Origin of the sequence: Streptomyces globisporus, from assembly GCF_003501885.1 — a bacterium.
Lineage (GTDB): Bacteria > Actinomycetota > Actinomycetes > Streptomycetales > Streptomycetaceae > Streptomyces > Streptomyces globisporus_D.
Map to the genome: position 1 here is coordinate 20150 of NZ_QWFA01000102.1, position 24139 is coordinate 44288.

General features: G+C 72.0%; 25 protein-coding genes. 13 read left to right on the forward strand and 12 right to left on the reverse strand.

Going from position 1 to position 24139, the window contains the following annotated elements:
* Nucleotides 1–227 precede the first annotated feature (227 nt).
* Both D3105_RS35745 and D3105_RS19570 read right to left on the reverse strand, forming a co-directional pair.
* Nucleotides 228–1502 (reverse strand): DUF3152 domain-containing protein, encoded by a 1275-nt coding sequence (locus tag D3105_RS35745; protein ID WP_276311849.1) that lies wholly within the window; start codon nucleotides 1500–1502, stop codon nucleotides 228–230.
* A 256-nt stretch (nucleotides 1503–1758) separates the two neighbouring features.
* Nucleotides 1759–2724 carry an alpha/beta fold hydrolase gene (locus D3105_RS19570; RefSeq protein ID WP_118904415.1) on the reverse strand — a complete coding sequence of 322 codons (966 nt, stop codon included), beginning with the start codon at nucleotides 2722–2724 and terminating at the stop codon, nucleotides 1759–1761.
* Nucleotides 2725–2842: 118 nt separating this feature from the next.
* Here D3105_RS19570 and D3105_RS19575 point away from each other — a divergent pair, with 118 nt between their 5' ends.
* The 4 genes from D3105_RS19575 (at nucleotide 2843) to D3105_RS19590 (ending at nucleotide 4721) form a co-directional block, all read left to right on the forward strand.
* The gene (locus D3105_RS19575) at nucleotides 2843–3058 is read left to right on the forward strand and encodes a hypothetical protein (protein ID WP_030716799.1); all 216 of its coding nucleotides are present in this window, start codon (nucleotides 2843–2845) and stop codon (nucleotides 3056–3058) included.
* A 168-nt stretch (nucleotides 3059–3226) separates the two neighbouring features.
* Nucleotides 3227–3868 carry a TetR/AcrR family transcriptional regulator gene (locus D3105_RS19580; protein ID WP_098899267.1) on the forward strand — a complete coding sequence of 214 codons (642 nt, stop codon included), beginning with the start codon at nucleotides 3227–3229 and terminating at the stop codon, nucleotides 3866–3868.
* Between the two features lie 140 nt (nucleotides 3869–4008).
* Nucleotides 4009–4236 carry a DUF3107 domain-containing protein gene (locus D3105_RS19585; RefSeq protein ID WP_010061602.1) on the forward strand — a complete coding sequence of 76 codons (228 nt, stop codon included), beginning with the start codon at nucleotides 4009–4011 and terminating at the stop codon, nucleotides 4234–4236.
* 212 nt (nucleotides 4237–4448) lie between these two features.
* Nucleotides 4449–4721 (forward strand): hypothetical protein, encoded by a 273-nt coding sequence (locus D3105_RS19590; protein WP_010061603.1) that lies wholly within the window; start codon nucleotides 4449–4451, stop codon nucleotides 4719–4721.
* 14 nt (nucleotides 4722–4735) lie between these two features.
* On the opposite strand, the gene D3105_RS19595 is transcribed toward D3105_RS19590, so the two are convergent.
* Nucleotides 4736–5482 carry a ferritin-like fold-containing protein gene (locus tag D3105_RS19595; RefSeq protein WP_010061604.1) on the reverse strand — a complete coding sequence of 249 codons (747 nt, stop codon included), beginning with the start codon at nucleotides 5480–5482 and terminating at the stop codon, nucleotides 4736–4738.
* Nucleotides 5483–5958: 476 nt separating this feature from the next.
* Between D3105_RS19595 and D3105_RS19600 the strand changes: the two genes are divergently transcribed.
* Both D3105_RS19600 and D3105_RS19605 read left to right on the forward strand, forming a co-directional pair.
* The gene (locus D3105_RS19600; RefSeq protein ID WP_118904416.1) at nucleotides 5959–8271 is read left to right on the forward strand and encodes a DEAD/DEAH box helicase; all 2313 of its coding nucleotides are present in this window, start codon (nucleotides 5959–5961) and stop codon (nucleotides 8269–8271) included.
* Between the two features lie 124 nt (nucleotides 8272–8395).
* Entirely contained in the window at nucleotides 8396–9253 is an 858-nt protein-coding gene (locus D3105_RS19605) for an alpha/beta fold hydrolase (RefSeq protein ID WP_118904417.1), read from the forward strand.
* Between the two features lie 31 nt (nucleotides 9254–9284).
* Here the strand turns inward: D3105_RS19605 and D3105_RS19610 are convergent, their stop codons facing one another.
* A complete protein-coding gene (locus tag D3105_RS19610; protein WP_118904418.1) occupies nucleotides 9285–10205 on the reverse strand; it encodes an NYN domain-containing protein in 921 nt (306 codons plus the stop codon).
* A 207-nt stretch (nucleotides 10206–10412) separates the two neighbouring features.
* Here D3105_RS19610 and D3105_RS34630 point away from each other — a divergent pair, with 207 nt between their 5' ends.
* The gene (locus D3105_RS34630) at nucleotides 10413–10565 is read left to right on the forward strand and encodes a hypothetical protein (protein ID WP_003966472.1); all 153 of its coding nucleotides are present in this window, start codon (nucleotides 10413–10415) and stop codon (nucleotides 10563–10565) included.
* Between the two features lie 86 nt (nucleotides 10566–10651).
* Here the strand turns inward: D3105_RS34630 and D3105_RS19615 are convergent, their stop codons facing one another.
* The 3 genes from D3105_RS19615 to D3105_RS19625 all read right to left on the reverse strand — a co-directional run bounded on the left by D3105_RS19615 (nucleotide 10652) and on the right by D3105_RS19625 (nucleotide 13029).
* Entirely contained in the window at nucleotides 10652–11257 is a 606-nt protein-coding gene (locus tag D3105_RS19615) for a MarC family protein (RefSeq protein ID WP_010061609.1), read from the reverse strand.
* Between the two features lie 128 nt (nucleotides 11258–11385).
* Entirely contained in the window at nucleotides 11386–12252 is an 867-nt protein-coding gene (locus D3105_RS19620; RefSeq protein WP_118904419.1) for a PHP domain-containing protein, read from the reverse strand.
* 99 nt (nucleotides 12253–12351) lie between these two features.
* On the reverse strand, nucleotides 12352–13029 hold the full coding sequence (locus tag D3105_RS19625; protein WP_118904420.1) for a DUF6758 family protein: 678 nt from the start codon (nucleotides 13027–13029) through the stop codon (nucleotides 12352–12354).
* Between the two features lie 167 nt (nucleotides 13030–13196).
* Here D3105_RS19625 and D3105_RS19630 point away from each other — a divergent pair, with 167 nt between their 5' ends.
* Complete coding sequence (locus D3105_RS19630; RefSeq protein ID WP_118904421.1) at nucleotides 13197–14435, forward strand: MFS transporter; 1239 nt, start codon at nucleotides 13197–13199, stop codon at nucleotides 14433–14435.
* Nucleotides 14436–14455: 20 nt separating this feature from the next.
* Here the strand turns inward: D3105_RS19630 and D3105_RS19635 are convergent, their stop codons facing one another.
* Nucleotides 14456–15040 carry a suppressor of fused domain protein gene (locus D3105_RS19635; protein ID WP_118904422.1) on the reverse strand — a complete coding sequence of 195 codons (585 nt, stop codon included), beginning with the start codon at nucleotides 15038–15040 and terminating at the stop codon, nucleotides 14456–14458.
* Between the two features lie 467 nt (nucleotides 15041–15507).
* Between D3105_RS19635 and D3105_RS19645 the strand changes: the two genes are divergently transcribed.
* Nucleotides 15508–16635 carry a magnesium and cobalt transport protein CorA gene (locus D3105_RS19645; RefSeq protein ID WP_118904430.1) on the forward strand — a complete coding sequence of 376 codons (1128 nt, stop codon included), beginning with the start codon at nucleotides 15508–15510 and terminating at the stop codon, nucleotides 16633–16635.
* 41 nt (nucleotides 16636–16676) lie between these two features.
* Complete coding sequence (locus D3105_RS19650) at nucleotides 16677–17213, forward strand: hypothetical protein (protein WP_118904423.1); 537 nt, start codon at nucleotides 16677–16679, stop codon at nucleotides 17211–17213.
* Between the two features lie 17 nt (nucleotides 17214–17230).
* On the opposite strand, the gene D3105_RS19655 is transcribed toward D3105_RS19650, so the two are convergent.
* Entirely contained in the window at nucleotides 17231–17998 is a 768-nt protein-coding gene (locus D3105_RS19655) for a hypothetical protein (RefSeq protein WP_118904424.1), read from the reverse strand.
* A gap of 287 nt (nucleotides 17999–18285) precedes the next feature.
* Between D3105_RS19655 and D3105_RS19660 the strand changes: the two genes are divergently transcribed.
* From D3105_RS19660 to D3105_RS19670, 3 genes are read left to right on the forward strand one after another with little or no spacing between them, the layout of a single operon-like run.
* A complete protein-coding gene (locus D3105_RS19660) occupies nucleotides 18286–19584 on the forward strand; it encodes a magnesium transporter MgtE N-terminal domain-containing protein (RefSeq protein WP_118904425.1) in 1299 nt (432 codons plus the stop codon).
* Nucleotides 19571–20131 (forward strand): DUF1003 domain-containing protein, encoded by a 561-nt coding sequence (locus D3105_RS19665; RefSeq protein ID WP_006127385.1) that lies wholly within the window; start codon nucleotides 19571–19573, stop codon nucleotides 20129–20131. Before D3105_RS19660 ends, D3105_RS19665 begins: the two co-directional genes overlap by 14 nt.
* A gap of 43 nt (nucleotides 20132–20174) precedes the next feature.
* Entirely contained in the window at nucleotides 20175–21308 is a 1134-nt protein-coding gene (locus D3105_RS19670) for an Mrp/NBP35 family ATP-binding protein (protein ID WP_107413222.1), read from the forward strand.
* A 102-nt stretch (nucleotides 21309–21410) separates the two neighbouring features.
* Here D3105_RS19670 and D3105_RS19675 read toward each other — a convergent pair whose 3' ends face one another.
* From D3105_RS19675 to D3105_RS19685, 3 genes are all read right to left on the reverse strand, one after another.
* The gene (locus D3105_RS19675; protein ID WP_118904426.1) at nucleotides 21411–22082 is read right to left on the reverse strand and encodes a hypothetical protein; all 672 of its coding nucleotides are present in this window, start codon (nucleotides 22080–22082) and stop codon (nucleotides 21411–21413) included.
* 125 nt (nucleotides 22083–22207) lie between these two features.
* The gene (locus D3105_RS19680; RefSeq protein WP_118904427.1) at nucleotides 22208–22708 is read right to left on the reverse strand and encodes a sec-independent translocase; all 501 of its coding nucleotides are present in this window, start codon (nucleotides 22706–22708) and stop codon (nucleotides 22208–22210) included.
* 143 nt (nucleotides 22709–22851) lie between these two features.
* A partial coding sequence (locus tag D3105_RS19685) for a S1C family serine protease (protein WP_240646960.1) occupies nucleotides 22852–24139 on the reverse strand: 1288 nt, incomplete at its 5' end.

Sequence of the window (24139 nt, forward strand, 5' to 3'; positions counted from 1 at the left end):
CACCCCCGATCTCCCTTGTGGGCCGCCGCCGTTGAACCGGCGACTCGCAGCGGGACGACCGTAAGCGGATACGCCGGTGGCGCGACGGACGGTTGTCCGTCGCGCCACCGAAAGGGGTGAACCGTCGTAACTTTCCCGCGCCGGTCGCGTTCCGTCGCGATACGGCGATCGGCTGTCACGGAGGGTCAGGCCCGGGCCAACCCCTGCCGGGTGTCAGGCCCGGGGGATCAACCCTTGGGGTGCACCCAGGGGTTGGGCTTGCACTTGATGCCTTCGAGTTCGAGGGTCTTGGTCTGCTGCTGCATGACCGGGGCCAGGGCGCCGGGCGTGCGGCAGCTCACGTGGTTGTACCCGAGCCGGTGGCCGACCTCGTGGTTGATGAGCATCTGACGGTAGGGCAGCAGCTTGTCCGGGCCGAAGGTGGCGGCGCCCTGCGCCCAGCGGTAGGCGTTGATCATGATGCGGTCGGTCGATGCGGAGTCGCAGGAGACGTTGTCGACCGTGGTGTCCAGACCGGACTTGGCACACCAGTCGCCGGTCGTCCCGGGGCTGGCGAGCGTGATCACGAAGTCCGGCTGCCCCGACGAGATGCGCTCGAAGGTCATCGCGCCGTTGTGCGCCCAGCTCCGGTCGTCGTTGAGCGTCTTCTGCACGGCTTCGGCGAACAGACCGGCGTCGAGGCCGAGTCCCTTCTCCACGTCGATCCGGTAGCGGTGCTTCTGCCCCTTGCCGGGGGCCTTCGCCAGACCGGGCACGGCCTCGAAATCGCCGGTCGCCTTCAGGTCGGCGGCGAGCGGATACGGCTGCGCCATCTTGGCCGCGTACGAGAGGGGCTTGACCTCGGGCTTCGGCGCGGGCTGCTCCGGGGTCGGGCGGGCGTCGGAGCGGGAGGCCTCGTCGCCGAGGCCCTGCCGCTCCACCTCTGCGGCGCGCGCGGCCGCGGCACGGCCGCCGGAGTCCTCGGCGACCTGTCCGGCCACCACGACCGCGAGCACGGTGGTCACCGCGGCGGCGGCGATCCCGGTGAACGTCCGCCCCTTGGAGCCCCGGGGCGCGGCCTGCTCGTCGGGCTCCGCGGCCTCGGTGTCGTCCGGGCCGTCCGGACTCCCGGCCGACGGCGTGGACGCGGTCCCGGGGGCCTCGGCGTCGAAGGCCTCCAGGAACTCCTGGCGCGGGCCCGGCACCGGGGGGCCGGCGGGCCGCTGCTGTGCTGCCCGGCCGTCCGCGGCGCGCTGGGCCGCCCGCTGGGCGGAGACCTGGCGGGCCACGGCCTGCTGCCGGGCGGCGCCGTCCTGGGCGCCGAAGGACCCGGCGGACCCGCCCGGCCCGCCGGGATACGGCCGGGCGTCGCCGGGGCGGCCGTCCGGGCCGGGGTAGGGGCGGGGCTCCTGCGGATGGGGGGCGCCCTGTGATGCGGGTACACCGGGCCCCTGCCCGTGGCGGGGCTGCGGCCGGGTGCTCCAGGCACCGCCCCAACCGCCGCCCTCCAGGCACCGCCCCAACCGCCGCCCTTCTCATGCTGTTCGGGGTGGCCTCCGCGCACCTGCGGGGCGTCGGGCGAGAACGGGCCCTGCCCGTCACCGGTCAACGGGGAGAAGAGGTTCCGCCCGTCCGAGGCCGGCGCGGGCGCGGTCCGCCTGCGGCGTCCGGTGCCGGACGCGGGATGTGCCGCGGCGCGCTCGCCGCCCGGCTCCGCCGCTGTCGCGTCGGGGCGGATCGCCCCGGAGCCCTTTCGACTGTGTCGTCCCACGCCCCGGATCAGCTCCCGCCGCTATCGTCCAGCAGTTCCCGGAACGCCTGGGCGACCGCCTCCGGGTACTCCATCATCGCCACGTGCCCCGCGTCGGGCAGGGTCAGCAGCCGGGCGTCGCGGAAGGCCGCGGACGCCCTGCGTGCCATCCGGTACGAGACGAGCTGGTCCCGTCCGCCGTACACGAGCTGGGTCGGTGCGAGCACCCGCTCGGCCTGGCGCCACAGTCCGTGCTGGCCGCCCAGGGTGTACGCATCGACGATGCCCCGGGCCGAACGCGTCATCGCGTCCCAGAAGTACGGCAGCTCCAGCCGGCGCTCCATCTCGGCCACCGCATGGCGGAAGGCTTCCTCGGAGACCCGTGCCGGATCGCCGTAACAGAGTGCCATGACTCCACGCGTCCGCTGCTCCGCCGTCCAGTCCTTCGTGAGCCGGGCGAACAGGGAAGCGACCCCCGGCACCGCCAGCAGACCGGTCGGGACGGCCGGCCGTTGCACCCGCCACTCCGGCAGGGCGGGCGAGACCAGGGTGAGGGTGCGCACGAGATCGGGGCGGACGGCGGCGACCCGGGTGGCGACCGCGCCGCCCAGCGAATTGCCGAACAGATGGACGGGGCCCCGCTCCTCCGCGTCCAGCAGCCGGATCACCGCACGGGCGTGTCCGGTCACCGAGTAGTTGCCGTCGTCCGGCGGCGGCGAATCCCCGAATCCCGGCAGGTCGACCGCTTCGCCGTCGACCAGGCCGGACAGCAGCGGCATCAGCGCGGACCAGTTCTGCGACGACCCGCCGAGCCCGTGCACGTACAGCGCGGGGGGCAGCCCGGCCCGGTCTCCCGGCCGGCAGCGGATGTTCAGACCGATCCCCGGCAGGGACACGGAGCGCAGCCGTTCGCCGTCGGCGACGCGGACGGCACTGACCGTGGGAGCCACCGCTGCGGCGGCGGCCTGGACACCCGGCAGCTCGGTCGAAGACATGCGCCAATGTTACGAGACGATCACGCACTGATTCATGTGTTCGCCGTCACAGGGCCGCATCGCGGGGTAGACGGGTAGCTCCTAGGCTTCATGGGGAACCTCAGAAAGGGAGCTGCACATGACGGTCGACCCGAGCGACCCGGACACCTTCGAGAGCGCGGAGCCGGACGAGCCGGGGCCGGAGGCTCCGGAGGCCGATGCCGCCGAGCAGCGCGCGGACGTCCGGCCGGAGCACGACGAGCGGGCGGAGAGCGTCGACCCGGCCGCCGCCAACGAGGCCGACGTCGCGGAACAACGCAGGGTAATCCCCCTCGACGAGGACGATTACCGCTGAAACGCCCCAGTTTTACTCACGACCGCAAAGAACTGTGGCTTCCACAGCCGTCCGGTCCATGAAATTCTGCGTCCGCGCCGCGCACACCCGGGTTACCCAAAAGTACGATGGCTGTGCGGCGCAGCGTGCACGGACCGGCTGTGCTGGAACACATATTTGGGAGGCGGCGTGACAGCCATCGAGCAGACAGAGGCGGCGCGCCCGCGGGGCACCCGCCTGCCCCGCCGCGCCCGACGGAATCAGCTGCTGGGCGCCGCACAGGAGGTCTTCGTCGCGCAGGGCTACCACTCCGCCGCGATGGACGACATCGCCGAGCGGGCCGGGGTCAGCAAGCCGGTGCTCTACCAGCACTTCCCCGGGAAGCTGGAGCTCTATCTGGCCCTGCTCGACCAGCACTGCGAGTCGCTGCTCCAGGCCGTCCGCACGGCGCTGGCCTCGACGACGGACAACAAGCTGCGCGTCGAGGCGACGATGGACGCCTACTTCGCGTACGTGGAGGACGAGGGCGGCGCGTTCCGCCTGGTCTTCGAGTCGGACCTGACCAACGAGCCCGCCGTGCGCGAGCGGGTGGACCGGGTGTCCCTCCAGTGCGCCGAGGCCATCTCGGACGTGATCGCCGGGGACACGGGCCTGTCCAAGGACGAGTCCATGCTGCTGGCGGTCGGGCTAGGCGGCGTCTCCCAGGTGGTGGCCCGCTACTGGCTCTCCAGCCGGTCCTCCATCCCCCGCGACACCGCCGTGCAGCTCCTCACCTCGCTGGCCTGGCGGGGCATCGCGGGCTTCCCGCTGCACGGCGTCGAGCAGCACTGACCCCTCGGTGACGGGACGCCGGACACCGTGTTCGCTGCGGGCGTTGCCGGTCGGGCCCTGAGCGCCGCTTCCGCCGGGCTAATGTGGCTGCGTACGGCGCGGTTCGCCGCGCAGGGACTGACCGTCGGAGGGACATAGCCGTGGAGGTCAAGATCGGGGTGCAGCACACGCCCCGCGAGATCGTTCTGGAGAGCGGGCTTTCCGCCGAGGACGTCGAGAGCGCGGTCGCCGCGGCACTGGGCGGCAAGGCGGAGCTGCTCAGCCTCACGGACGACAAGGGCCGCAAGGTCCTCGTGCCGGCCGACCGGATCGCGTATGTGGAGATCGGTGAGCCGACCACCCGGCGGGTGGGGTTCGGGGCGCTGTAGTCCACGGACGCGTTGATCACAGGAGCGGCCCGGCGGGATCTTCCCGCCGGGCCGCTCCTGTTTCGCGTACGGAGCCGTCGTGCGCGGGGACCTCTCCTCCCGTTCCCGTACGGGTCGGAAGGGGCCGTCGGAGGGTTGCTCGCCGCGGCCGGGGGGTAGTACCGCCTACGACCGATTTGCCCGCCCCGCACACCCCCGCGAGGTGATCTTCTGTGATCTGGGAATCCTTCGGCGCCGCCGTGCTCGGACTGGCCCTCTCCTGGGTGGCGCTCCGATCACTGGCCGACCGTCTGCCGGCCGGCCGTGCGGTTTATCTCACCGGCACGCTGGGCGCCCTGTTCGGCGCGTATCTGACGCATGCCGCGCTGGGTCCCGGCCATGTCCTGGCGACGCTGATCGGAGCCGTGTCGGTCGGAGCGGTAACGCTCTCGCTCCTGATCCGACCACGCGGCCGCCGCCTCACCCGGTCGGCGGCGGCCCAGTAGCCCTGCCCGCGGCGTTACGCCGCCAGGCCGAGAGCGGCCATCCGCTTGGTGTGGGCCTCCGTGATCCGGGAGAACATCCGGCCCACCTCGGCCAGGTCGAAGCCGTCCGCGACGCCGCCCACCAGCATCGTCGAGAGGGCGTCGCGGTCGGCGACCACCCGCTGGGCCTGCGAGAGCGCCTCGCCCATCAGCCGGCGGGCCCACAGCGCGAGCCGCCCGCCGACCCGCGGGTCGGCCTCGATGGCGGCGCGCACCTTCTCCACCGCGAAGTTCCCATGGCCGGTGTCGTCGAGCACGGACAGCACGAGGGACCGGGTGTCGGTGTCGAGCCGGGCCGCGACCTCGCGGTAGAAGTCGCTCGCGATCGAGTCGCCGACGTACGCCTTGACCAGGCCCTCCAGCCAGTCGGACGGGGCGGTCTGGCGGTGGAAGTCGTCGAGCGCCTTGGCGAACGGCTCCATCGCGGCGGTCGGCTCCTCGTCGACCGCGGTGAGCCGCTCGGTCAGCTGCTCGAAGTGGTGGAACTCGGCGGCGGCCATCTTCGCCAGCTCCGCCTTGTCCCCGAGGGTCGGCGCGAGCTTCGCGTCCTCGGCCAGCCGCTCGAAGGCCGCCAGCTCTCCGTAGGCGAGGGCGCCGAGCAGGTCCACGACCGCGGCGCGGTACTGCGGGTCGGCGGCCGCGGTGGCCCAGTCCTGGGTGGCGATGCCGGTGGCTCCGGAAGAGTCGGCGGGGGTGTCGGTGGCGTGGTCTGGCGTCTCCATGAAACGGAACGATAGCCCTCCCGGCGCAGGGCGGAAGGGCCTGGTCAGCCGGGGCCGCCATACCGTTCCGATGAATTCGTCCAACACACATGCGCGAATCCGAGGTACAGTGGTATTGCGCTTACTGAGCACTGTGCTGTGCCAGGGGCGCGCCCTTTGAATGAGGATGCCCGGTCGGAGGCCCGATCGGCTCCGACCCGACAGCCCTCCACGCGGTGCGTACGACACGTACGACTGCAGATGAGGGGCCCCCTCAGCGGCACGAGCGCTCGAGCGACGGCAGTGGTCCCGCGCCACCCGGCCCCACCACGGCCGGATGACCAACCCCGGCACGGTACGACCCCCAGCGTTCGCCTCGGACCGCGTCTCACAGAAGAGGCAGCACCCTGACTACGTTCCGCGACCTCGGTATTTTTCCCGAGACGGCCGAAGCCCTTGAGGCGGTCGGCATCACGTCCCCCTTCCCCATCCAGGAGCTGACGCTCCCCGTAGCCCTCTCCGGCTCCGACGTCATCGGCCAGGCCAAGACCGGCACCGGAAAGACGCTCGGCTTCGGTCTCCCGCTCCTGGAGCGCGTGACCGTCCCCGCCGACGTCGAGGCCGGGCGGGCCAAGCCCGAGCAGCTGACCGACGCGCCGCAGGCGCTCGTCGTCGTCCCCACCCGCGAGCTGTGCCAGCAGGTCACCAACGACCTGCTCACGGCCGGCAAGGTCCGTAACGTCCGCGTTCTCGCGATCTACGGCGGCCGGGCGTACGAGCCCCAGGTCGAGGCCCTCAAGAAGGGCGTCGACGTGATCGTCGGCACCCCGGGCCGTCTCCTGGACCTGGCGGGCCAGCGCAAGCTCGACCTGTCCCACATCCGCGGGCTCGTCCTCGACGAGGCCGACGAGATGCTGGACCTGGGCTTCCTGCCCGACGTCGAGCGCATCATCACGATGCTGCCCGCCAAGCGCCAGACGATGCTGTTCTCGGCCACCATGCCCGGTGCCGTCATCAGCCTCGCCCGCCGCTACATGTCGCAGCCGACCCACATCAACGCCACGTCGCCCGACGACGAGGGCACGACCGTGAAGAACACGGTCCAGCACGTCTACCGCGCCCACAACATGGACAAGCCGGAGATGCTCGCCCGCATCCTCCAGGCCGAGGGCCGCGGGCTCGCGATGATCTTCTGCCGGACGAAGCGTACGGCCGCCGACATCGCCGAGCAGCTGGAGAAGCGCGGCTTCGCCTCCGGCGCCGTTCACGGCGACCTCGGCCAGGGCGCCCGCGAGCAGGCGCTGCGCGCCTTCCGCAACGGCAAGGTCGACGTCCTGGTCTGCACCGATGTCGCCGCGCGCGGTATCGACGTCGAGGGTGTGACCCACGTCGTCAACTACCAGTCGCCGGAGGACGAGAAGACCTACCTCCACCGCATCGGCCGGACCGGCCGCGCGGGCGCCAAGGGCATCGCGATCACGCTCGTCGACTGGGACGACATCCCGCGCTGGCAGCTGATCAACAAGGCCCTGGACCTGAAGTTCCCGGACCCGCCGGAGACGTACTCCACCTCTCCGCACCTGTTCGAGGAGCTGGGCATCCCGGCGGGCACCAAGGGTGTGCTGCCGCGTGCCGAGCGGACCCGTGCGGGGCTGCGCGCCGAAGAGGTCGAGGACCTCGGCGAGACCGGCGGCCGCGGCCGCAAGGCCGCCGCTGCGGCCCCGGCCCGTGAGGAGCGCGAGCCGCGCACCCGTACGCCGCGCCAGCGCCGCCGCACCCGTGGCGGGGCTGACACGGAGGCGGGCGCCGCGACGGTGCCCGCACCCGCCAAGGAGGCCACCCCTGCCGCCGCCCCGGCCGGTGACGAGGCCGCCGCGGCGCCGCGTACGCCGCGCCGTCGCCGCCGTACGCGGGTCGGCGCCCCCGAGGCCGTCGCCGAGGCGGCCGTGGCGGTCGCCGAAGCCCCGGCGGTTCCCGCCCCGGTGGCCGAGGCCGCACCCGTGGTCGAGGCGGCTCCCGTGGCCGAGCCGGTCGCGGAGCCGGTGGCGGAGACCAAGCCGCGCCGTCGTCGCAGCCGCGCCGTTGCGAAGCCGGTGGCCGAGGAGACGGCCGCGCCCGTCGCCGCGGCTCCGGCCGCCCCTGCCCCGGTCGATTTCCAGACCGTGGCCGTCGCGGCGGGTGTGGTCGAGCCGGTCGCCGAGCCGAAGGCCGTCAAGCCGCGCCGCCAGCCCGTGGCCGTCGCGGCGGGTGTGGTCGAGCCGGTCGCCGAGCCGAAGGCCGTCAAGCCGCGCCGCCGCACCCGGGTCGTGAAGCCGGCCGACGAGGTCGACTTCCAGATCGCCCCGGCCGCCGAGCCGGAGCCCGAGGTCAAGACGCGTCGCCGCCCGGCCCGCGCCACGAAGACGGAGTCGAAGGCGAAGGCGAAGGCCGAGCCGAAGACCGAGTCCAAGGCCACCGAGTCCGCGCCGCCCGCCGAGCCGAAGGCCCGGGCGACCAGGGCGACGAAGTCCCGCGCGAAGGCGGAGACGGCGGAGCCCGCGGAGAAGAAGGCCACGGCGAAGGCGACCAAGGCAGCGTCGAAGGCCGTCGCCACCGAGCAGTCCGCCGTCGAGACTCCGGCCGACGCGGCGGAGGCCAAGCCGCGCCGCCGCCGGGCCACCCGCAGCGTCACCTCGACCACGACGCAGGAGGCCGCCGTGGTCTCCGCCGCCGAGGCCGTGGTGAGCGAGGCCGCCGCCGAGCCGAAGCCGCGCCGCCGCCGGGCCACCCGTCCTGCGGGCGCCGCCTCGGTCACGACGACGGAGAGCTGACGCTTCCGGCGACATCGCACGACAACGGCCCCGGCCCCCGCACCGCGCGGGGGCCGGGGCCGTTCGTCGTCCGGAAGGCCGCCCGGTGGCGGCGGGTCCGGGGCGGCGGGGATAGCCTCGCCGTATGAGCCGCCCGCCCACCTTCACCCCGCCGCCCTGCGCCCGCGCCCGTGTCCTGGCCACCGGGCGCGGCGACTTCGCCGTCCTGGACGCCGTGCCGCGTACCCCGGCCCGGGCCACCGCCCTGCTGCTGCCCGGGTACACCGGCAGCAAGGAGGACTTCATCGCGCTGCTGGAACCGCTGACCGGGGCGGGCTACCGGGTGGTCGCCGTGGACGGCCGGGGGCAGTTCGAGTCGAAGGGGGCGGACCGTCAGGAGAGTTACGCCCGGGGCGAGTTGGCCCGGGACGTGCTGGCCCAGGCGGCGGCTCTGGCCGAGGGCCCCGGGGAGCTGCATCTGCTCGGGCACTCGCTCGGCGGCCAGATCGCCCGCGCCGCCGTCCTGTTGGACGCCGCTCCGTTCCGCTCGCTGACGCTGATGTCCTCGGGCCCCGCCGAGGTCGTCGCGGCCCAGCGGGACAAGGTGAAGATGCTGAGCGACGCACTGTCCGTGCTGTCCATGGACGAGGTGTGGCAGGCGATGCAGGCGATGGACCCCCCGCAGGACGCGGACACCGGCGACGGCGCGGACATGCGCCGCCGCTGGCTGGCCCACAACCCGGCCCAGCTGATCGCCACCGGGGCCCAGTTGGCGGCCGAGCCGGACCGGGTGGACGAGCTGGCCGCCGTCGGGCTGCCCGTCCATGTGCTGTCCGGAGAGCGCGACGACGTATGGCCGGTGGAGCTGTTCGACGCCATGGCGCGGCGTCTCGGCGCCCGCCGCACGACGATCGCCGGCGCCGAGCACTCCCCCAACACCGCCCGCCCGCAGGAGACCGCGAAGGCTCTGGCCGCGTTCTGGGACGGCCTGCCGGACGCCTGACGGGCTCCCCGCCGGGCCCGGCCCCCCGGCGTCAGTACTGCGCCTGCAGGTGCTGCCAGAAGCCGTCGCGGAGCGCCCGCCGCAGATGGGCGTGGCCGCGCAGCGAGTGCTGGAGCAGCCGTTCGGCCTCCACCAGGAGGTCCTGGTCGACGGAGCCCGGCAGGTAGGGGTGGCCCGGCAGCAGGTCGGCGAGAGATTCCCGGCCCCGGGCGGCGAGCCAGGCCGCCGCGATCTGCGCGCCGACGAAGCGGACGTCCTCCCGGGAGGGGGCCGGGGTGTCGTCCTCGTACATGGTGACGGGCCGCCGGGTGACGTAGGGGCGGCAGAAGTCCAGGTCGAAGGTGCGCTGGCTGTCGACCTCCCAGAGCAGGGGTTCGGCCTGGTTGCGGCCCTCGCCGGCCTCGATGCCCCAGAGGTGGACGCGGGCCCCGTACCCCTGGGCGGCCTCGACCGCCGAGACCAGGTCCTCGTCGCCGCCGACGAGCGCCGCGTCGCTGATGGCGCGGTGCCGGGCGAGGGATTCGAGGTCGGTACGGATGAGCGAGTCGACGCCCTTCTGCTGGTTGTTGGCGTTGAGGTTGCCGAGCCGCACCTTGACGTCGGGAAGTTCGGCGATGGCTTGCTGCTCGGTGGTGTGGATACGGCGCCGGGCCCCGTCGTACCAGTAGACGCGCAGCAGCCTGCTGTCCGCGAAGATCGTGCGGGCCTTGTCGATGAAGGCCTCGATCAGCCCTTCGGCGTCGAGGTCGAAGGAGCGCCGGTCCTCGGTGCCGGTGACGAGCAGGCCGGCCGCGGCGTAGACATAGCCGGCGTCCACGAAGATGGCGTGTGTCGAGGGGGTCTTCGCCACTTCGACGAGCATCCGCTGGAGCAGCTCGTTGGTGCGGTCCAGGCGGGCGGCGAGGCCGGCACCCGCGGTGACCTCGATGAGCTGCGGGTCCGCCTCGTTCATGCGAACCTCATGGTCTGTGGTGGTGTGACTACCAACGGGTATTTAGACATCCAAAAAATTTCCTTAGCGTAGGGAATGTTTGCCAGGGGCAACTCGTTGTCACCCTTGTGGAACGCGAGGGAAACCTCGCGTTCCTAGTCTTGCCGGTGGGACGCCCCATCGGCGCCAGTAGTTCTCCAGCAGGAGGATCAGACGAAGGGAAGCCCTATGCGCTTCGAGATCATGCGACTCGACGACGTCGACGGTACCGCCGTGGACAGCACCGTCGTGGACGCCGCCTCCGTCAACCGGATCGTGCAGCAGGCCGCGGCGACGGGCCAGCGCATCTACATCCGGCCGGCCGACAGTACGGCCTCGTAACACCTGACGTTGTGAAGACGAGGCACCCCCGCACGGAACGTCCGTGGGGGGGTGCTGTGGTGTGCGGGGCCCTTCGAGGAGCCGGCTCAGGAGTTCTGGATGACCTGGGTGACGCCGTTGATGATCTGCTGGACGGCGATGGCGGAGAGCATCATGCCCGCGAGCCGGGTCACCAGCACCACTCCGCCGTCCTTGATCACGCGAATGATGACCAGCGAGTAGCGCATGGTCAGCCAGAGCACGACGTGCATGGCGACGATCGCGGACCACACCGAGAGCTGGCCGCCCACTCCGTCGGCGTGCTGCACCGCGAGGATGACCGAGACGATGGCGCCGGGCCCGGCGAGCAGCGGCATGCCCAGCGGTACGAGCGCCACGTTGACGTCCTTCGTCTGCGTCGGCTCGTCCGTCTTGCCGGTCAGCAGGTCGAGCGCGATGAGCAGCAGCAGGAGCCCGCCCGCGATCATCAGCGCGGGCACGGAGACATGCAGGTAGTCGAGGATCTGCTGGCCGAGCAGACCGAAGACGGCAATCACGCCGAACGCGACCGTGACCGCCTGGAGCGCCATCTTGCGCTGCACCTTGGCGGGGCGGCCCGCGGTGAGGGCGAGGAAGATCGGCGTGATCCCGGGCGGGTCCATGATCACAAATAGGGTGAGAAAAAGGGATCCGAAGACAGCGACGTCGAACACAGTGAGCCTTGCGAGAGATGAGCGGGCGGTACGGAGGGGGCGCGGGTCCGGGCAGCGGGCGTCGGGCACGCGACGGTACGCACGGGGGCGCGGGAGGAGAACGGGGTACGGCGAAGGTGCTGCGGGCCTCAGCGGCGGACGGCTCCACCGGCGCCCGGCACCGGGAAGGCTCCGGTCGCGCGCCGGGTGATCTCGCCGTAGATCTCGGGATCGGTGGTGCACGCGCCGAGCTCGACGGTCTTCCGGCTGCCGTGGTAGTCGCTGGAGCCGGTCGTGAGCAGCCCCAGTTCGCGGGCGAGGCCGCGCAGCCGGGCCCGGGTGGGCTCGTCGTGGTCCATGTGGTCGACCTCGATGCCGTCGAGGCCGGCCTCGGCGAGGGCGGCGATCGTGGACTCGGGGACGACCGCGCCGCGTTTCACCGCGCCCGGGTGGGCGAAGACGGCGACCCCGCCCGCCGCCTTCACCAGGCGGACGGCCTCGAAGGGGTCGAACTCGTGCTTCTCGGCGTACGCCCGGCCGCCGTTGCCCAGCCAGTCGGGTGTGAAGGCGTCGGAGACGGTGGGGACGACGCCGAGTTCGACGAGGGCGGCGGCCACGTGCGGGCGGCCGACCGAGCCGTCCCCGGCGATGCGGGCGACCTGCTCCCAGGTGATGGGGACGTCGAGGGCGCGGAGCTTGCGGACCATCTCCTGGGCGCGCGGCACCCGGTCGTCGCGGACGAGCTCCCGGGCGCGCTCCAGCTCGGCGTCGGCCGGGTCGAAGAGGTAGGCGAGCAGATGCATGCCCACGCCGTCGACTCGGCAGGAGAGTTCGGCGCCGGTGACGAGGGTGAGCCCCTCGGGCAGCGCGTCGATGGCCTGCTTGTGGCCGCCCACGGTGTCGTGGTCGGTGAGCGCGACGACGTCCAGGCCCGCGGCGGCGGCGTTGGCGACCAGCTCGGCGGGGGTGTCCGTGCCGTCCGACGCGGTGGAGTGGGTGTGCAGGTCGATACGCACGACGGCTGACTCCGGGGCTCGCGGGCGGACGGGGGACCGCTCAAGGATAACCGTCTCAGACCAGGCCTCAGGCCGCGAAAGCCCCCGGCCCCACGTGATCTAGCGCTCGCCCTTCCCCTGCCGGGGCGGCGCGTCCGGGGCGGTGAGCAGGCGGGGGGTGAGCGCGCCGCAGGGGACGAGGTCCACCTCTCCCCCGGCGTCGCGCAGATCGGTCAGGACCAGCTCGTCGTACATCAGGAGTCCCGACTGCTCGGGCCACAGGATCGCCCAGAGCCACAGCCCCCGCGCCTCGCCCGCGAACACGGCACGGTCCTCCGGGGCGTTCCTGACGTGCCAGAGCGGGGTGGGGCGGCCGGCGGCGTGGACCTTGGCGTCGGGGGCGGAGTCGACGTTCAGGTGGTGGCCGGGGTCGAGGCCCTCGATGCCGGCGTACCGGGCGCCGAGTCCGACGCCGAGCTCCTCGGCGACGAGGAGCAGCTCGCCCATCCCGCCCAGCGGACCGGGTCCGGAGCAGGCCACGGCGCTCGCGCGTCCGCCGCTGCGGTCGTCGCCGGCGCTGGCGACACCGGTGAACAGCCAGCCCACGGGGAGCGGCCAGGGCATCCAGACGGGGACCTGGGTGCGGTGCACCACGACGCCGAGCGCCTCGACGCTGGGTGGGACGACCGGCTGCATCGGGTGGACCTGGCCGTGCGCGGCGCACTGCCAGGCGTCGGCGAAGAGACCGGGCGCCCTGACCCGGCCACCGCACTTCGGGCAACTGGGTTCGCCCCTCATAAGGACCAACCGTCCTCCCCGCCGGTCCTCCCGTCAAGGACGATCACCCGTCCGCAGCGTGGCTCCGAACCCGGAAAATAGATGTAGTTTGCATTTATTAGATTGGCTAACTTATTCTGTGCATAACGCATCGACCTTCCGGGGCCGGAGAAGTGAGGAGAGAACCCATGCGGGAAGAGGATCCGTTCGACGGAGGAGCGACGGGAGGCGGCATCCTGCGTCAACCGAAGGCCGTCTGGGCCACGGCGGGCGCCTCGGTCGTGGCCTTCATGGGGATCGGCCTGGTGGACCCGATCCTGCCGTCCATCGCCCAGGGGCTGAACGCCTCGGCGAGCCAGGTGTCGCTGCTGTTCACCTCGTACTTCCTGATCACCGCCTTCGCGATGCTGGTCACCGGCTTCGTCTCCAGCCGCGTCGGCGGCCGCAAGACCCTGCTGGCCGGTCTCGCGCTCGTGATCGTCTTCGCCGCGCTCTCCGGCACCTCGTCCTCCGTCGCCGAACTGGTCGGCTTCCGGGCCGGCTGGGGCCTGGGCAACGCCCTCTTCGTCTCGACCGCCCTCGCGGTGATCGTCGGAGCGGCGGCGGGCGGCAGCGCGGCGGCGATCCTGCTGTACGAGTCGGCGCTCGGACTCGGCATGGCGTGCGGGCCGCTGCTCGGCGCGCTGCTCGGGGACGCCAGCTGGCGCTACCCGTTCTTCGGCACGGCGGCGCTGATGGCGATCGGCTTCCTCTGCATCGCCGCGTTCCTCAAGGAGCAGCCGAAGCCCGCCGTCAAGACCTCACTGCTCGACCCGGTGAAGGCACTGGGCCACGGCGGGCTGGCCTCGGTGGCGGCCTCGGCGTTCTTCTACAACTACGCCTTCTTCACGATCCTGGCCTTCACACCGTTCGTGCTGGACATGACCCCGTACAGGTCGGGCGCGGTCTTCTTCGCCTGGGGTCTGCTGCTCGCCGTCTTCTCCGTGCTGGTCGCCCCGCGCCTCCAGCGCCGCTTCGGCTCGCTCAAGGTGCTCGGGGCCTCGCTGGTGCTGCTCGCCGCCGACCTGCTGGTCCTCGGCTACGGCAGCCACACCACGGCGGTCGTCGCCACGATCGTCTCCGGCGCGTTCATCGGCATGAACAACACCGTCTACACCGAACTGGCCCTCGGGGTCTCCGACGCCCCGCGCCCGGTGGCCAGCGCCGGATACAACTTCGTCCGCTGGTTCGCCGCGGCGGCCGCCCCCTTCCTCGCCCCGAAGATCGAGGAGTGGACCGACCTCCATGTCCCGTTCGTGGTGGCCGCGCTCGCCGCCCTCGTCGGAGCAGTCGTCGTGGGGGTACGGCGTACGGCGCTGACCCTAGAGGCCGAGGAGCTGGAGCCGGTCCACGCGATGGAGGACGGTGTGACGGTCTTCGCCGACTGACAGCCCCTCAGAAGGACTGGTCAGTCCAGCGGTACGGACGTGCGCAGCGGGTCGCGCAGGTCCGTACCGTGCGTCAGCCAACGCTCCTGGAGCTCCTGCGCGCCGCGCACCCGCTTCCAGGCGGCCTCGTTGTGCGTCATCGGCAGCAGCGGCAGGAAGCGCACCGGGTCCATCGGCTCGTCCAGCTCCAGGTCCTCCACCAGGCCGCCGGACTCCGCGACCAGCACCGAGGTGAACGGCGCCCCGGTCCACAGCGGCTCGCCCAGGTCCAGCGAGGCGCCCGGGGCCACGATCAGCCCCTCGACCTGCGGGGAGGCGGCCAGCACGGCGAGCGGGCGCAGCACCTGGTCGGTGTCGGCGATTCCGCCCCGTACGGAGAGGATCAGTTCGGCGCGAGGACCCTTCACCGGGTCGGCGAGCGGCGAGGTGGGGTCGGCCATCGGCGCGCCCGACATGCCGAGCGTCGCGTAGCGCACGATGTCGCCGTCGAGGAAGCGCAGCACCTGGATGCGCTCCGTGCCGAGGAACGTCACATCGGCGCGGGCGTCCGGTTCCCCGAGGGCGGAACGGAGCCGGGCCTCGACCAGCGGAAGAATTTCTGCCATGCGGCGAGCATAGATCGCGTAGCGAATGGGCAAAGTACGGGATTGGGCCTTGAGCGGCTGATAGCCTGGCCGCCGGTCGGGACAGCACGCAGAAGCGTCGCTCTTCTTCGTCCCGACGACACGTCGTCCCCCACGGGGGACCGGCCGGAGGAGGTGGGGACTGCTATGGATCCAAGTCGACCGTGCAGTACCGACCGCTCTTCCGAGCCTCGCCTTTCCCGTTGATCCGACACCTCTCGTCGGTCGTCCGGGACCGCCATCGCCGTCGTGTCCGAACGACTTCCCGACAGCGGATCGCGTGACGGAAGAGCCCTTCGTTCCTGCCTGCCTGTAGCGCATTTTGCCTGTCTGTAGCGAACGCCGTCATCGCGCCCGCGCGGTGGAGCCCGCTTTGCGGACGTGAGCCCACGTCCCCATTCCGGGCTGTTCCACGCCCTCGCCGACGGCCCTCCGTGAAGGAGCCAGCCATGTCGATGATCCGTGACCTGCGCGCCGCCGTGCGCCCGTCCCTGCGCCCGTCCCTCCGCAAGAACAGCGCCCCTTACAGCGCGTACGACACCACCCGCGACCCGTCCGCCTCCAGCGCCGTCGTCGACTGCGCGGTCTACCGCGGCGGCCGCCGACTGGTGACGCCCGCCACCCCGACCCCGCACGAGGCGATGCTCCAGGTGCGGGAGGAGGGCGGTTTCGCGTGGATCGGTCTGCACGAGCCGACGGAGGCCGAATTCGCGGGTATCGCCCGGGAGTTCGGGCTGCACCCGCTGGCGGTGGAGGATGCCGTCCACGCCCACCAGCGGCCCAAGCTGGAGCGGTACGACGACACGCTGTTCACCGTCTTCAAGACGATCCACTACGTGGAGCACGCCGAACTGACGGCGACCAGCGAGGTCGTGGAGACCGGTGAGGTGATGTGCTTCACCGGCCGGGACTTCGTCATCACCGTCCGGCACGGCGGCCAGGGCTCCCTGCGCGCCCTGCGCCACCGCCTCCAGGACGATCCGGAGCTGCTCGCCAAGGGCCCGTCCGCCGTGCTGCACGCCATCGCCGACCATGTGGTCGACGGGTACATCGCGGTGGCCGAGGCCGTGCAGGACGACATCGACGAGGTGGAGATCGATGTCTTCTCCACCCCGGCGAAGGGCTCCGCACGCGGCTCGGACGCGGGCCGGATCTATCAACTCAAGCGCGAAGTGCTGGAGTTCAAGCGGGCGGTGTCCCCGCTGCTGCGGCCCATGCAGCTGCTGAGCGAGCGTCCGATGCGGCTGATCGACCCCGACATCCAGAAGTACTTCCGCGATGTCGCCGACCACCTCGCCCGGGTCCAGGAAAAGGTCCTCGGCTTCGACGAGCTGCTGAACTCGATCCTCCAGGCCAATCTGGCGCAGGCGACGGTCACGCAGAACGAGGACATGCGCAAGATCACCTCGTGGGCGGCGATCATCGCCGTGCCGACGATGATCTGCGGGGTCTACGGCATGAACTTCGACTACATGCCGGAGCTGGAGTGGAAGTACGGCTATCCGCTGGTGCTCGGCGTCATCGGGGTGGTCTGTTTCTCGATCCACCGCATCCTGAAGCGCAACGGCTGGCTGTGAGCTCGGGCCGATCCGGACGAGGGCCCGTCTAAGCTCGCCCCATGACTGACGCCGCCGCGACCGACACCGCCGCCGGCCTGCTGGAGCGGGCCCTCGCCGAGGAGGCCACCAAGAAGTCGGGCCTGGTCTGGATCCGGGCCTCCGGGCCCGCCCGTGCCGTGTGGCACGTCTGGCACGAGGGCACGGCGCTCCTGGTCGGCGGCGGCCCCGGCGAGCAGCCGCTGCCGGAGGGCCTGGCCGACGGGGGCCGCGCCGAGGTGACCGTACGCAGCAAGGACAAGGGCGGCCGGATCGTCGCCTGGAGTGCGGCGGTGCGCTTCCTGGCGCCGCACTCCGAGGAGTGGGAGGCGGCGGTCACCGAGCTGAAGGGCAAGCGGCTGAACGCGCCGGACGCCGAGGCGATGCCCGAGCGGTGGGCACGCACGTGCACGGTGGTGCGGCTGACGCCCGAGGCCGTGAGCACCGCGCTGCCGGACACCTCGCTGGCGGCCGTTCCGCTGCCGACCGCGGCCACCACCCGGGAGCCCGTCCCGGCGGCGGTCCCCCGGCTGCTGCTGAAGCGCCGCCGGAAGGGCTGAGCGGGAGCCGGGCGGGATCAGCCGGAGGACTTGGGGAGCTGGCCGCCGTAGTCGACGGTGTCGTCCTCCTCGGGGGCCTCCAGCGGGAAGGCCTGCCCCCAGTCGGCCAGCGAGACCGTGCCCCCGCCGCCGCCGCGGGCCACCCGTACCGGATACGGCTCCTTCTCCAGCGAGACGTCGAAGGCCCCGCCCTCCCCCTTGCCGCCGAGGATCTGGATGGTGCGCTGCCCGGCGACCGTGTCCCGGCCACCCTTGTTCAGCGTGCCGTGGAGCGCGAGGAGCCCGTCGAGCAGGACCTTCTTGTCGGTGAAACCGCGCAGCTGGCGGTAGCTGGGGTCGCCCTCGGGGACTTTCACGTACTTACCGCCCAGCTTGTCGGCGGCCGCCGCGTCGGCGGTCTCGCTCTCGCCGCCGCTGCCCTCGTGGGTCCAGAACTCGGCGGGCGCCTTGAGGAACAGCTCGTCCTCGACCCGCAGCAGGGCGAAGCTCTGCTTCTTCGAGGTCACCGAGCCCATGCCGCCCTTCGCGGTGAGCTTCATGTCCAGCCGGTAGGTGCCGCCCTTGCTGACGAGCGTGCCCGACAGGCGTACGGCGCTCGCCGCGTCCGCCGCCGCTCTGGCCTTCTTGTCGATCTCGGCGGCGGAGAGTTTGGCGACGCCGTTGGTCCCCTTGTCCGGGTCCTCCTCCGTGCCGCAGGCGGCCAGGACCACGGTGAGCCCTCCGCACAGCACGAGAGCGAGGGCGGTCCGGCGATGGTTCCGCACGGCCGGGGCAAAAGAGGTCACGGGCGCACTGCCTCTCCACTGCGATCGGGGGTAGCAGACGGCAGCGTACCCGGGGAGCTCGCGCCGTCCGGCAGCCAGCCGTACGGACGGGTCCGCCGGGGCGCGGCACGGCGGTACGGGCTAGCCTGATCCCGGCGTACCGGCGAAATCCGCTGGTCGGCGACGGCGGGCCGGAACGGTCGGGGACGCGCGGCCACGGACCGGACGAAACGGTTCCGGCCGGATCACGGATCGGTTCCGGCCGGATACGGGACCACACGGACACGGACGGACGAAGGAGGCGGCGGATGGCGGCGGTCACCCCCAGGGTCTACGTCTCCCACCTGTCCGGGGTGCCCGTCTTCGACCCCAACGGCGACCAGGTCGGCCGGGTCCGCGACCTGGTGGCGATGTTGCGGGTCGGCGGGCGTCCGCCGCGCATCCTCGGCCTGGTGGTCGAGGTGATCAGCCGCCGCCGGATCTTCCTGCCGATGACCCGGGTGACGGGCGTCGAGTCCGGCCAGGTCATCACCACCGGCGTCGTCAACATGCGGCGGTTCGAGCAGCGGCCCACCGAACGGCTCGTCCTCGGCGAGTTCCTGGACCGGCGGGTCCGGCTGGTGGAGGACGACCAGGAGGTCACCGTCCTGGACGTGGCCATCCAGCAGCTGCCGGCCCGCCGCGACTGGGAGATCGACAAGTACTTCGTTCGCAAGGGGCGCGGCGGTGCGCTGCGCCGCAAGGGCGAGACGCTGACGGTGGAGTGGTCGGCGGTCAGCGGCTTCTCGCTGGAGGAGCACGGGCAGGGCGCGGAGAACCTGGTCGCCACGTTCGAGCGGCTGCGGCCCACCGACGTGGCCAACGCCCTGCACCACCTCTCGCCCAAGCGCCGGGCGGAGGTGGCCGCCGCCCTGGACGACGACCGCCTCGCCGACGTCCTGGAGGAGCTGCCCGAGGACGACCAGGTGGAGATCATCGGCAAGCTCGCCGAGGAGCGGGCCGCCGACGTCCTGGAGGCGATGGACCCCGACGACGCGGCGGACCTGCTCTCCGAGCTGCCGGAGGACGACAAGGAACGGCTGCTGGCGCTGATGCGGCCGGACGACGCCGCCGACGTACGCCGCCTGATGTCGTACGAGGAGCGGACGGCGGGCGGTCTGATGACGACCGAGCCGATCGTGCTGCGCCCGGACGCCACGGTGGCGGACGCGCTGGCCCGCGTACGGCAGGCGGACCTGTCGCCCGCGCTGGCGGCGCAGGTGTACGTCTGCCGCTCGCCCGACGAGACCCCCACGGGCAAGTACCTGGGCACGGTGCACTTCCAGCGGCTGCTGCGCGACCCGCCGTTCACCCTGGTCAGCTCGATCGTCGACAGCGATCTGGTGCCGCTGCCGCCGGACACCCCGCTGCCGCTGGTCACCAGCTATCTGGCCGCGTACAACATGGTCTCGGCCCCCGTCGTGGACGAGAGTGGTTCGCTGCTGGGCGCGGTGACCGTGGACGACGTCCTGGACCATCTGCTGCCGGACGACTGGCGCGAGACGGACCTGACGGATCTGCACGGCGAGACGGGCCTGCACGGGGGGGTCGGCCATGGCGGGCGATGAGCGGGCGAAGGCGTCCTCGACCGGTTCCTCCGGGCTGATGCGGCCCCCGCGCACCCGGCTGGACCAGCCGAAGGCGCCGCGCCGGCGGCTGCTGCCGGAGTACGACCCGGAGGCGTTCGGCCGGTTCTCGGAGCGGATCGCGCGGTTCCTGGGGACCGGGCGGTTCATCGTCTGGATGACGCTGATCATCATCGTCTGGGTGCTGTGGAACATCTTCGCGCCCAAGGACCTGCGGTTCGACCAGTACCCGTTCATCTTCCTGACGCTGATGCTCTCGCTCCAGGCCTCGTACGCCGCGCCGCTGATCCTCCTCGCGCAGAACCGGCAGGATGACCGCGACCGGGTCACGCACGAGCAGGACCGCAAGCAGAACGAGCGCTCCATCGCCGACACCGAATACCTGACCAGGGAGATCGCGGCCCTGCGGATGGGCCTCGGTGAGGTCGCCACCCGGGACTGGATCCGCTCGGAGCTCCAGGACATGGTGAAGGACATGGAGGAGCGGCAGGTGCTGTTCCCGGCCGAGAGTGACGAAGGCGACCGCTGACGGGCTACCCGTCCGTAGCCCCGCGCGCCGTAACATCGTCTGTATGGCTACGGAAGACGCGGTGCTTGAGGCACTGTCGACAGTGAACGACCCCGAGATCCACCGCCCGATCACCGAGCTGGGCATGGTGAAATCGGTCGAGATCGATCCTGACGGTGTAGTCGCTGTCACCGTGTATCTCACGGTCTCCGGCTGCCCGATGCGCGACACGATCACCCGGAACGTGACCGAGGCGGTCGCCCGGGTCGAGGGCGTCTCGCGTGTCGAGGTGACCCTCGACGTCATGAGCGACGAACAGCGCAAGGAGCTGGCGAGCGCGCTGCGCGGCAGCAACGCCGAGCGCGAGGTGCCCTTCGCCCAGCCCGGCTCGCTGACCCGGGTGTACGCGGTCGCCTCCGGCAAGGGCGGCGTCGGCAAGTCCTCGGTGACGGTGAACCTCGCCGCGGCGATGGCGGCCGACGGGCTGAAGGTCGGTGTCGTGGACGCCGACATCTACGGGCACAGCGTGCCTCGGATGCTGGGCGCGGACGGCAAGCCCACCCAGGTCGAGAACATGATCATGCCGCCGTCGTCGCACGGCGTGAAGGTCATCTCCATCGGCATGTTCACCCCGGGCAACGCGCCCGTGGTCTGGCGCGGTCCGATGCTGCACCGGGCGCTCCAGCAGTTCCTCGCCGATGTGTACTGGGGCGACCTGGACGTCCTGCTGCTGGACCTGCCGCCGGGCACCGGCGACATCGCGATCTCGGTGGCGCAGCTCGTGCCGAACGCGGAGATCCTGGTCGTCACGACCCCGCAGCAGGCGGCGGCCGAGGTGGCCGAGCGGGCCGGTTCGATCGCCGTGCAGACCCACCAGAAGATCGTCGGCGTCGTGGAGAACATGTCGGGCATGCCGTGCCCGCACTGCGACGAGATGGTCGACGTGTTCGGCTCGGGCGGCGGCGCGCGGGTCGCCGAGGGGCTGACGCGGACGGTCGGCGCCGAGGTTCCGGTGCTGGGCGCGATCCCGATCGACGTACGGCTGCGCGAGGGCGGCGACGAGGGCAAGCCGGTTGTCCTGTCCGACCCCGACTCCCCCGCCGGCAGTGCGCTGCGGGCGATCGCGCAGAAGCTGGGCGGCCGTCAGCGCGGTCTGTCGGGCATGTCGCTGGGGATCACCCCGCGCAACAAGTTCTGACGCGCACACCCACCCCGCCCGTGCAGACGGGCGACAGGGCGGGCCGGTGGTCATCCGGCCCGCCCTGTCGCTTGCTTGGCGCGCTTCTTGCTCCCGCTGTCGTTACGCGTACGTCTCGATGTCCTTGATGACCGCGAAGCCGAGGCCGTACGCGCTCATCCCCCGGCCGTACGCCCCGATGTGCACGCCCTCGTGGGCGGACCCGGCCAGCACCCAGCCGAACTCGGACTCGCGGTAGTGGAACTCCACCGGAACGCCGTCCACCGGCAGGGACAGCGTCGTCCAGGGCGCGCTGCCGAGGTCGTCGGCGAGGGTGAACGCGGTCTCGGTCTGCTGGTCCAGCCAGTCGTCGCGCAGGGTGTGGTCCATCTGCGGCGGCCAGGTGTACGCCAGCAGGCCGGAGCCCGCGAGCCAGGCCGCCGAGGACACCGTGGTGGCGTCCAGCACGCCCGTACCGTCACCGCTGCGCCGCACGGGGCTCGCGGCCACCGTGATCACCGCGGCGAACCGCTCCTTGTCGGCGGAGCCGTCCGACTTCACCGACGGCTCGTCACCGTGCCCCGTCGCACCGTGCTGAACGGTGCCGTCGGCCGCGGTGCCGACCTGCATCAGCCAGCGCGGGCCCGTGAAGGCCTCGTCCAGGCCGTACCAGGGGAAGGTCGCCGCCCGGTAGCCGTCGACGGCCCGCCGGGCTGCCCGGGCCTCCTGCGGCTCCTCCTCCGCCGTGGCCGTGCCCGGGACACCGTCCGTGTCAATCCGACTCGTCGTCTCCATGTGCGCGGCCGCTCCTCGATCGGTCAGGATCCGGAGCGGCCCGCCCCCCGCGGGCTTGGGCGTCCTCGCAACCGGACAGATGGAGAATAGCGATACCGTCCGGACGAGTCGGGATTGACCGGGGCTCAGGTGGCGTCGGAGTCGTACGGCGGGCGCTCGGGCCGATCCGGCGAGGGAGCCTTCTTCAGCAGGTCAGGCGCGGTGTCACCGGTCTTGGTCAGGCTGGTGGAGGGGGCGCCGGCCGACGCGCCCGCAGAGCCGTTCGCCGCACTGTTGGCGGTATCGGACGCGGCCGGGGTACGGCCGTTGACCGCGTCGGTGACGTCGGCCAGGTCCTTGCGGAGGTCGAGGCTCTCGCGGATCTCCTTCAGCCCCAGGTCGTCGTTGCCGTCCATCAGCTGCTTGCGGACGAACGTCTTGGGGTTGAGGTCCTCGAACTCGAAGTCCTTGAACTGCGGGCCCAGCTCGGAACGGATGTCTTCCTTGGCGCTGTCCGAGAACTCGCGGATCTTGCGGATGGTACGCGTGACGTCCTGGATCAGCTTGGGCAGCTTGTCGGGGCCGAAGACCAGCACGGCCAGCACCCCGAGCGTCAGCAGCTCCAGTGCGCCTATGTCATTGAACACCTTGTTGCTCCTCGTGTTCTCCGCGTGTTCTCCGTGCGATCGCGGCCCGGCTCCGCCTGCTGCCCGGACCGGTCAAAGGTACCTGTCGAAGGTGTCCGGGCGGTACCTCGCGGTGGCGCGCACGTGCCGGATCGTGCACCTGATCACGTGCCGCTCGCCGAGCCGAGCTTCAGGGTCACGGTCCGTTCCTCGCCGCCGCGGGTCAGCTTGAGGTCGAGGTCGTCGCCGGGGCGGTGGGCCCGGATCTTCACGATCAGCTCCTCGCCGCTGTGCACGCGCTGGCCCTCGACGTGAGTGATGACGTCGCCGGACGTGATGCCCGCCTTGTCCGCGGGGCCGTCCTTGGCGACGGCGGGCCCGCCGTCGGCGTCCTTCGTGCCGACCTTGGCCCCGTCGCCGGTGTACTTCATGTCCAGCGTGACGCCGATCACCGGGTGGGTGGCCTTGCCGGTGCTGATCAGCTCCTCGGCGACGCGTTTGCCCTGGTTGATGGGTATCGCGAAGCCGAGGCCGATGGAGCCGGACTGGCCGCCGGACTCGGGGCCGCCGCCGCTGTCGGCCGCGCGGATGGCGCTGTTGATGCCGATGACGTGGGCCTTGGAGTCGACGAGGGGGCCGCCGGAGTTGCCCGGGTTGATCGGGGCGTCGGTCTGGAGGGCGTCGACGTAGCTGATGTCGCTGCCGTCGCCCTTCTCGCCGCCCGCAGTGATCGGCCGCTGCTTGGCGCTGATGATGCCCGAGGTCACCGTGTTGGACAGGTCGAAGGGGGCGCCGATGGCCACCACGGGGTCGCCGACCTGGACGTTGTCGGAGTTGCCCAGGGGCAGGGGCTTGAGGCCGGAGACCCCGCGGACCCGGACGACCGCGAGGTCGTAGCCGCTGTCCTTGCCGACGAGTTCGGCGGAGGCCGTCTCGCCGGTGCTGAACGTGACGGTGATGTCGCCGCTGGATCCGGCCGGGGCGACGACGTGGTTGTTGGTGAGGATGTGGCCCTGGCCGTCGAGGACGAAGCCGGTGCCGGTGCCGGACTCGGCGGTGCCGTTGACATGCAGGGTGACCACGCTGGGCAGGGCGCTGGCGGCGATGCCCGCGACGCTGTCGGGGGCCCGGTCGCCGTTGTCGCGGCCGGCCTGGGGCAGTTCGACGGTGGTCAGCCCGCCGTTGCGCTCGATGTACGCGCCGACTCCGCCGCCGATGCCGCTGGCGACCAGGGCCAGCAGGAGCACCCCGACGAAGGCCCCGCCGCGCCGCTTCTTCTTCCGCCCGGGCTCGGCGCCGTCGGGCGGACCGGGCCGGGTCAGCGGCTGCCCCGGAGCGCCCCAGGGGTCGTACTGGAGCCACTGCGTCTGCTGGTGCTGCTGCCCGGGGACCGGGTGGCCGGGCTGCTGGGCGTGCGGGGCGTTCGCGGGGGACTGGGGCTGCGGGTGCGGG

Coding starts and splice junctions, on each gene's coding strand:
- D3105_RS19635 (WP_118904422.1), bottom strand. CDS start 15,040: ATGGCAGAAATTCTTCCGCTGGTCGAGGCCCGGCTCCGTTCCGCCCTC.
- D3105_RS19650 (WP_118904423.1), top strand. CDS start 16,677: ATGACTGACGCCGCCGCGACCGACACCGCCGCCGGCCTGCTGGAGCGG.
- D3105_RS19605 (WP_118904417.1), top strand. CDS start 8,396: ATGAGCCGCCCGCCCACCTTCACCCCGCCGCCCTGCGCCCGCGCCCGT.
- D3105_RS19570 (WP_118904415.1), bottom strand. CDS start 2,724: ATGTCTTCGACCGAGCTGCCGGGTGTCCAGGCCGCCGCCGCAGCGGTG.
- D3105_RS19630 (WP_118904421.1), top strand. CDS start 13,197: ATGCGGGAAGAGGATCCGTTCGACGGAGGAGCGACGGGAGGCGGCATC.
- D3105_RS19625 (WP_118904420.1), bottom strand. CDS start 13,029: ATGAGGGGCGAACCCAGTTGCCCGAAGTGCGGTGGCCGGGTCAGGGCG.
- D3105_RS19610 (WP_118904418.1), bottom strand. CDS start 10,205: ATGAACGAGGCGGACCCGCAGCTCATCGAGGTCACCGCGGGTGCCGGC.
- D3105_RS19665 (WP_006127385.1), top strand. CDS start 19,571: ATGGCGGGCGATGAGCGGGCGAAGGCGTCCTCGACCGGTTCCTCCGGG.
- D3105_RS19575 (WP_030716799.1), top strand. CDS start 2,843: ATGACGGTCGACCCGAGCGACCCGGACACCTTCGAGAGCGCGGAGCCG.
- D3105_RS19660 (WP_118904425.1), top strand. CDS start 18,286: ATGGCGGCGGTCACCCCCAGGGTCTACGTCTCCCACCTGTCCGGGGTG.
- D3105_RS34630 (WP_003966472.1), top strand. CDS start 10,413: ATGCGCTTCGAGATCATGCGACTCGACGACGTCGACGGTACCGCCGTG.
- D3105_RS19595 (WP_010061604.1), bottom strand. CDS start 5,482: ATGGAGACGCCAGACCACGCCACCGACACCCCCGCCGACTCTTCCGGA.
- D3105_RS19670 (WP_107413222.1), top strand. CDS start 20,175: ATGGCTACGGAAGACGCGGTGCTTGAGGCACTGTCGACAGTGAACGAC.
- D3105_RS19675 (WP_118904426.1), bottom strand. CDS start 22,082: ATGGAGACGACGAGTCGGATTGACACGGACGGTGTCCCGGGCACGGCC.
- D3105_RS19645 (WP_118904430.1), top strand. CDS start 15,508: ATGTCGATGATCCGTGACCTGCGCGCCGCCGTGCGCCCGTCCCTGCGC.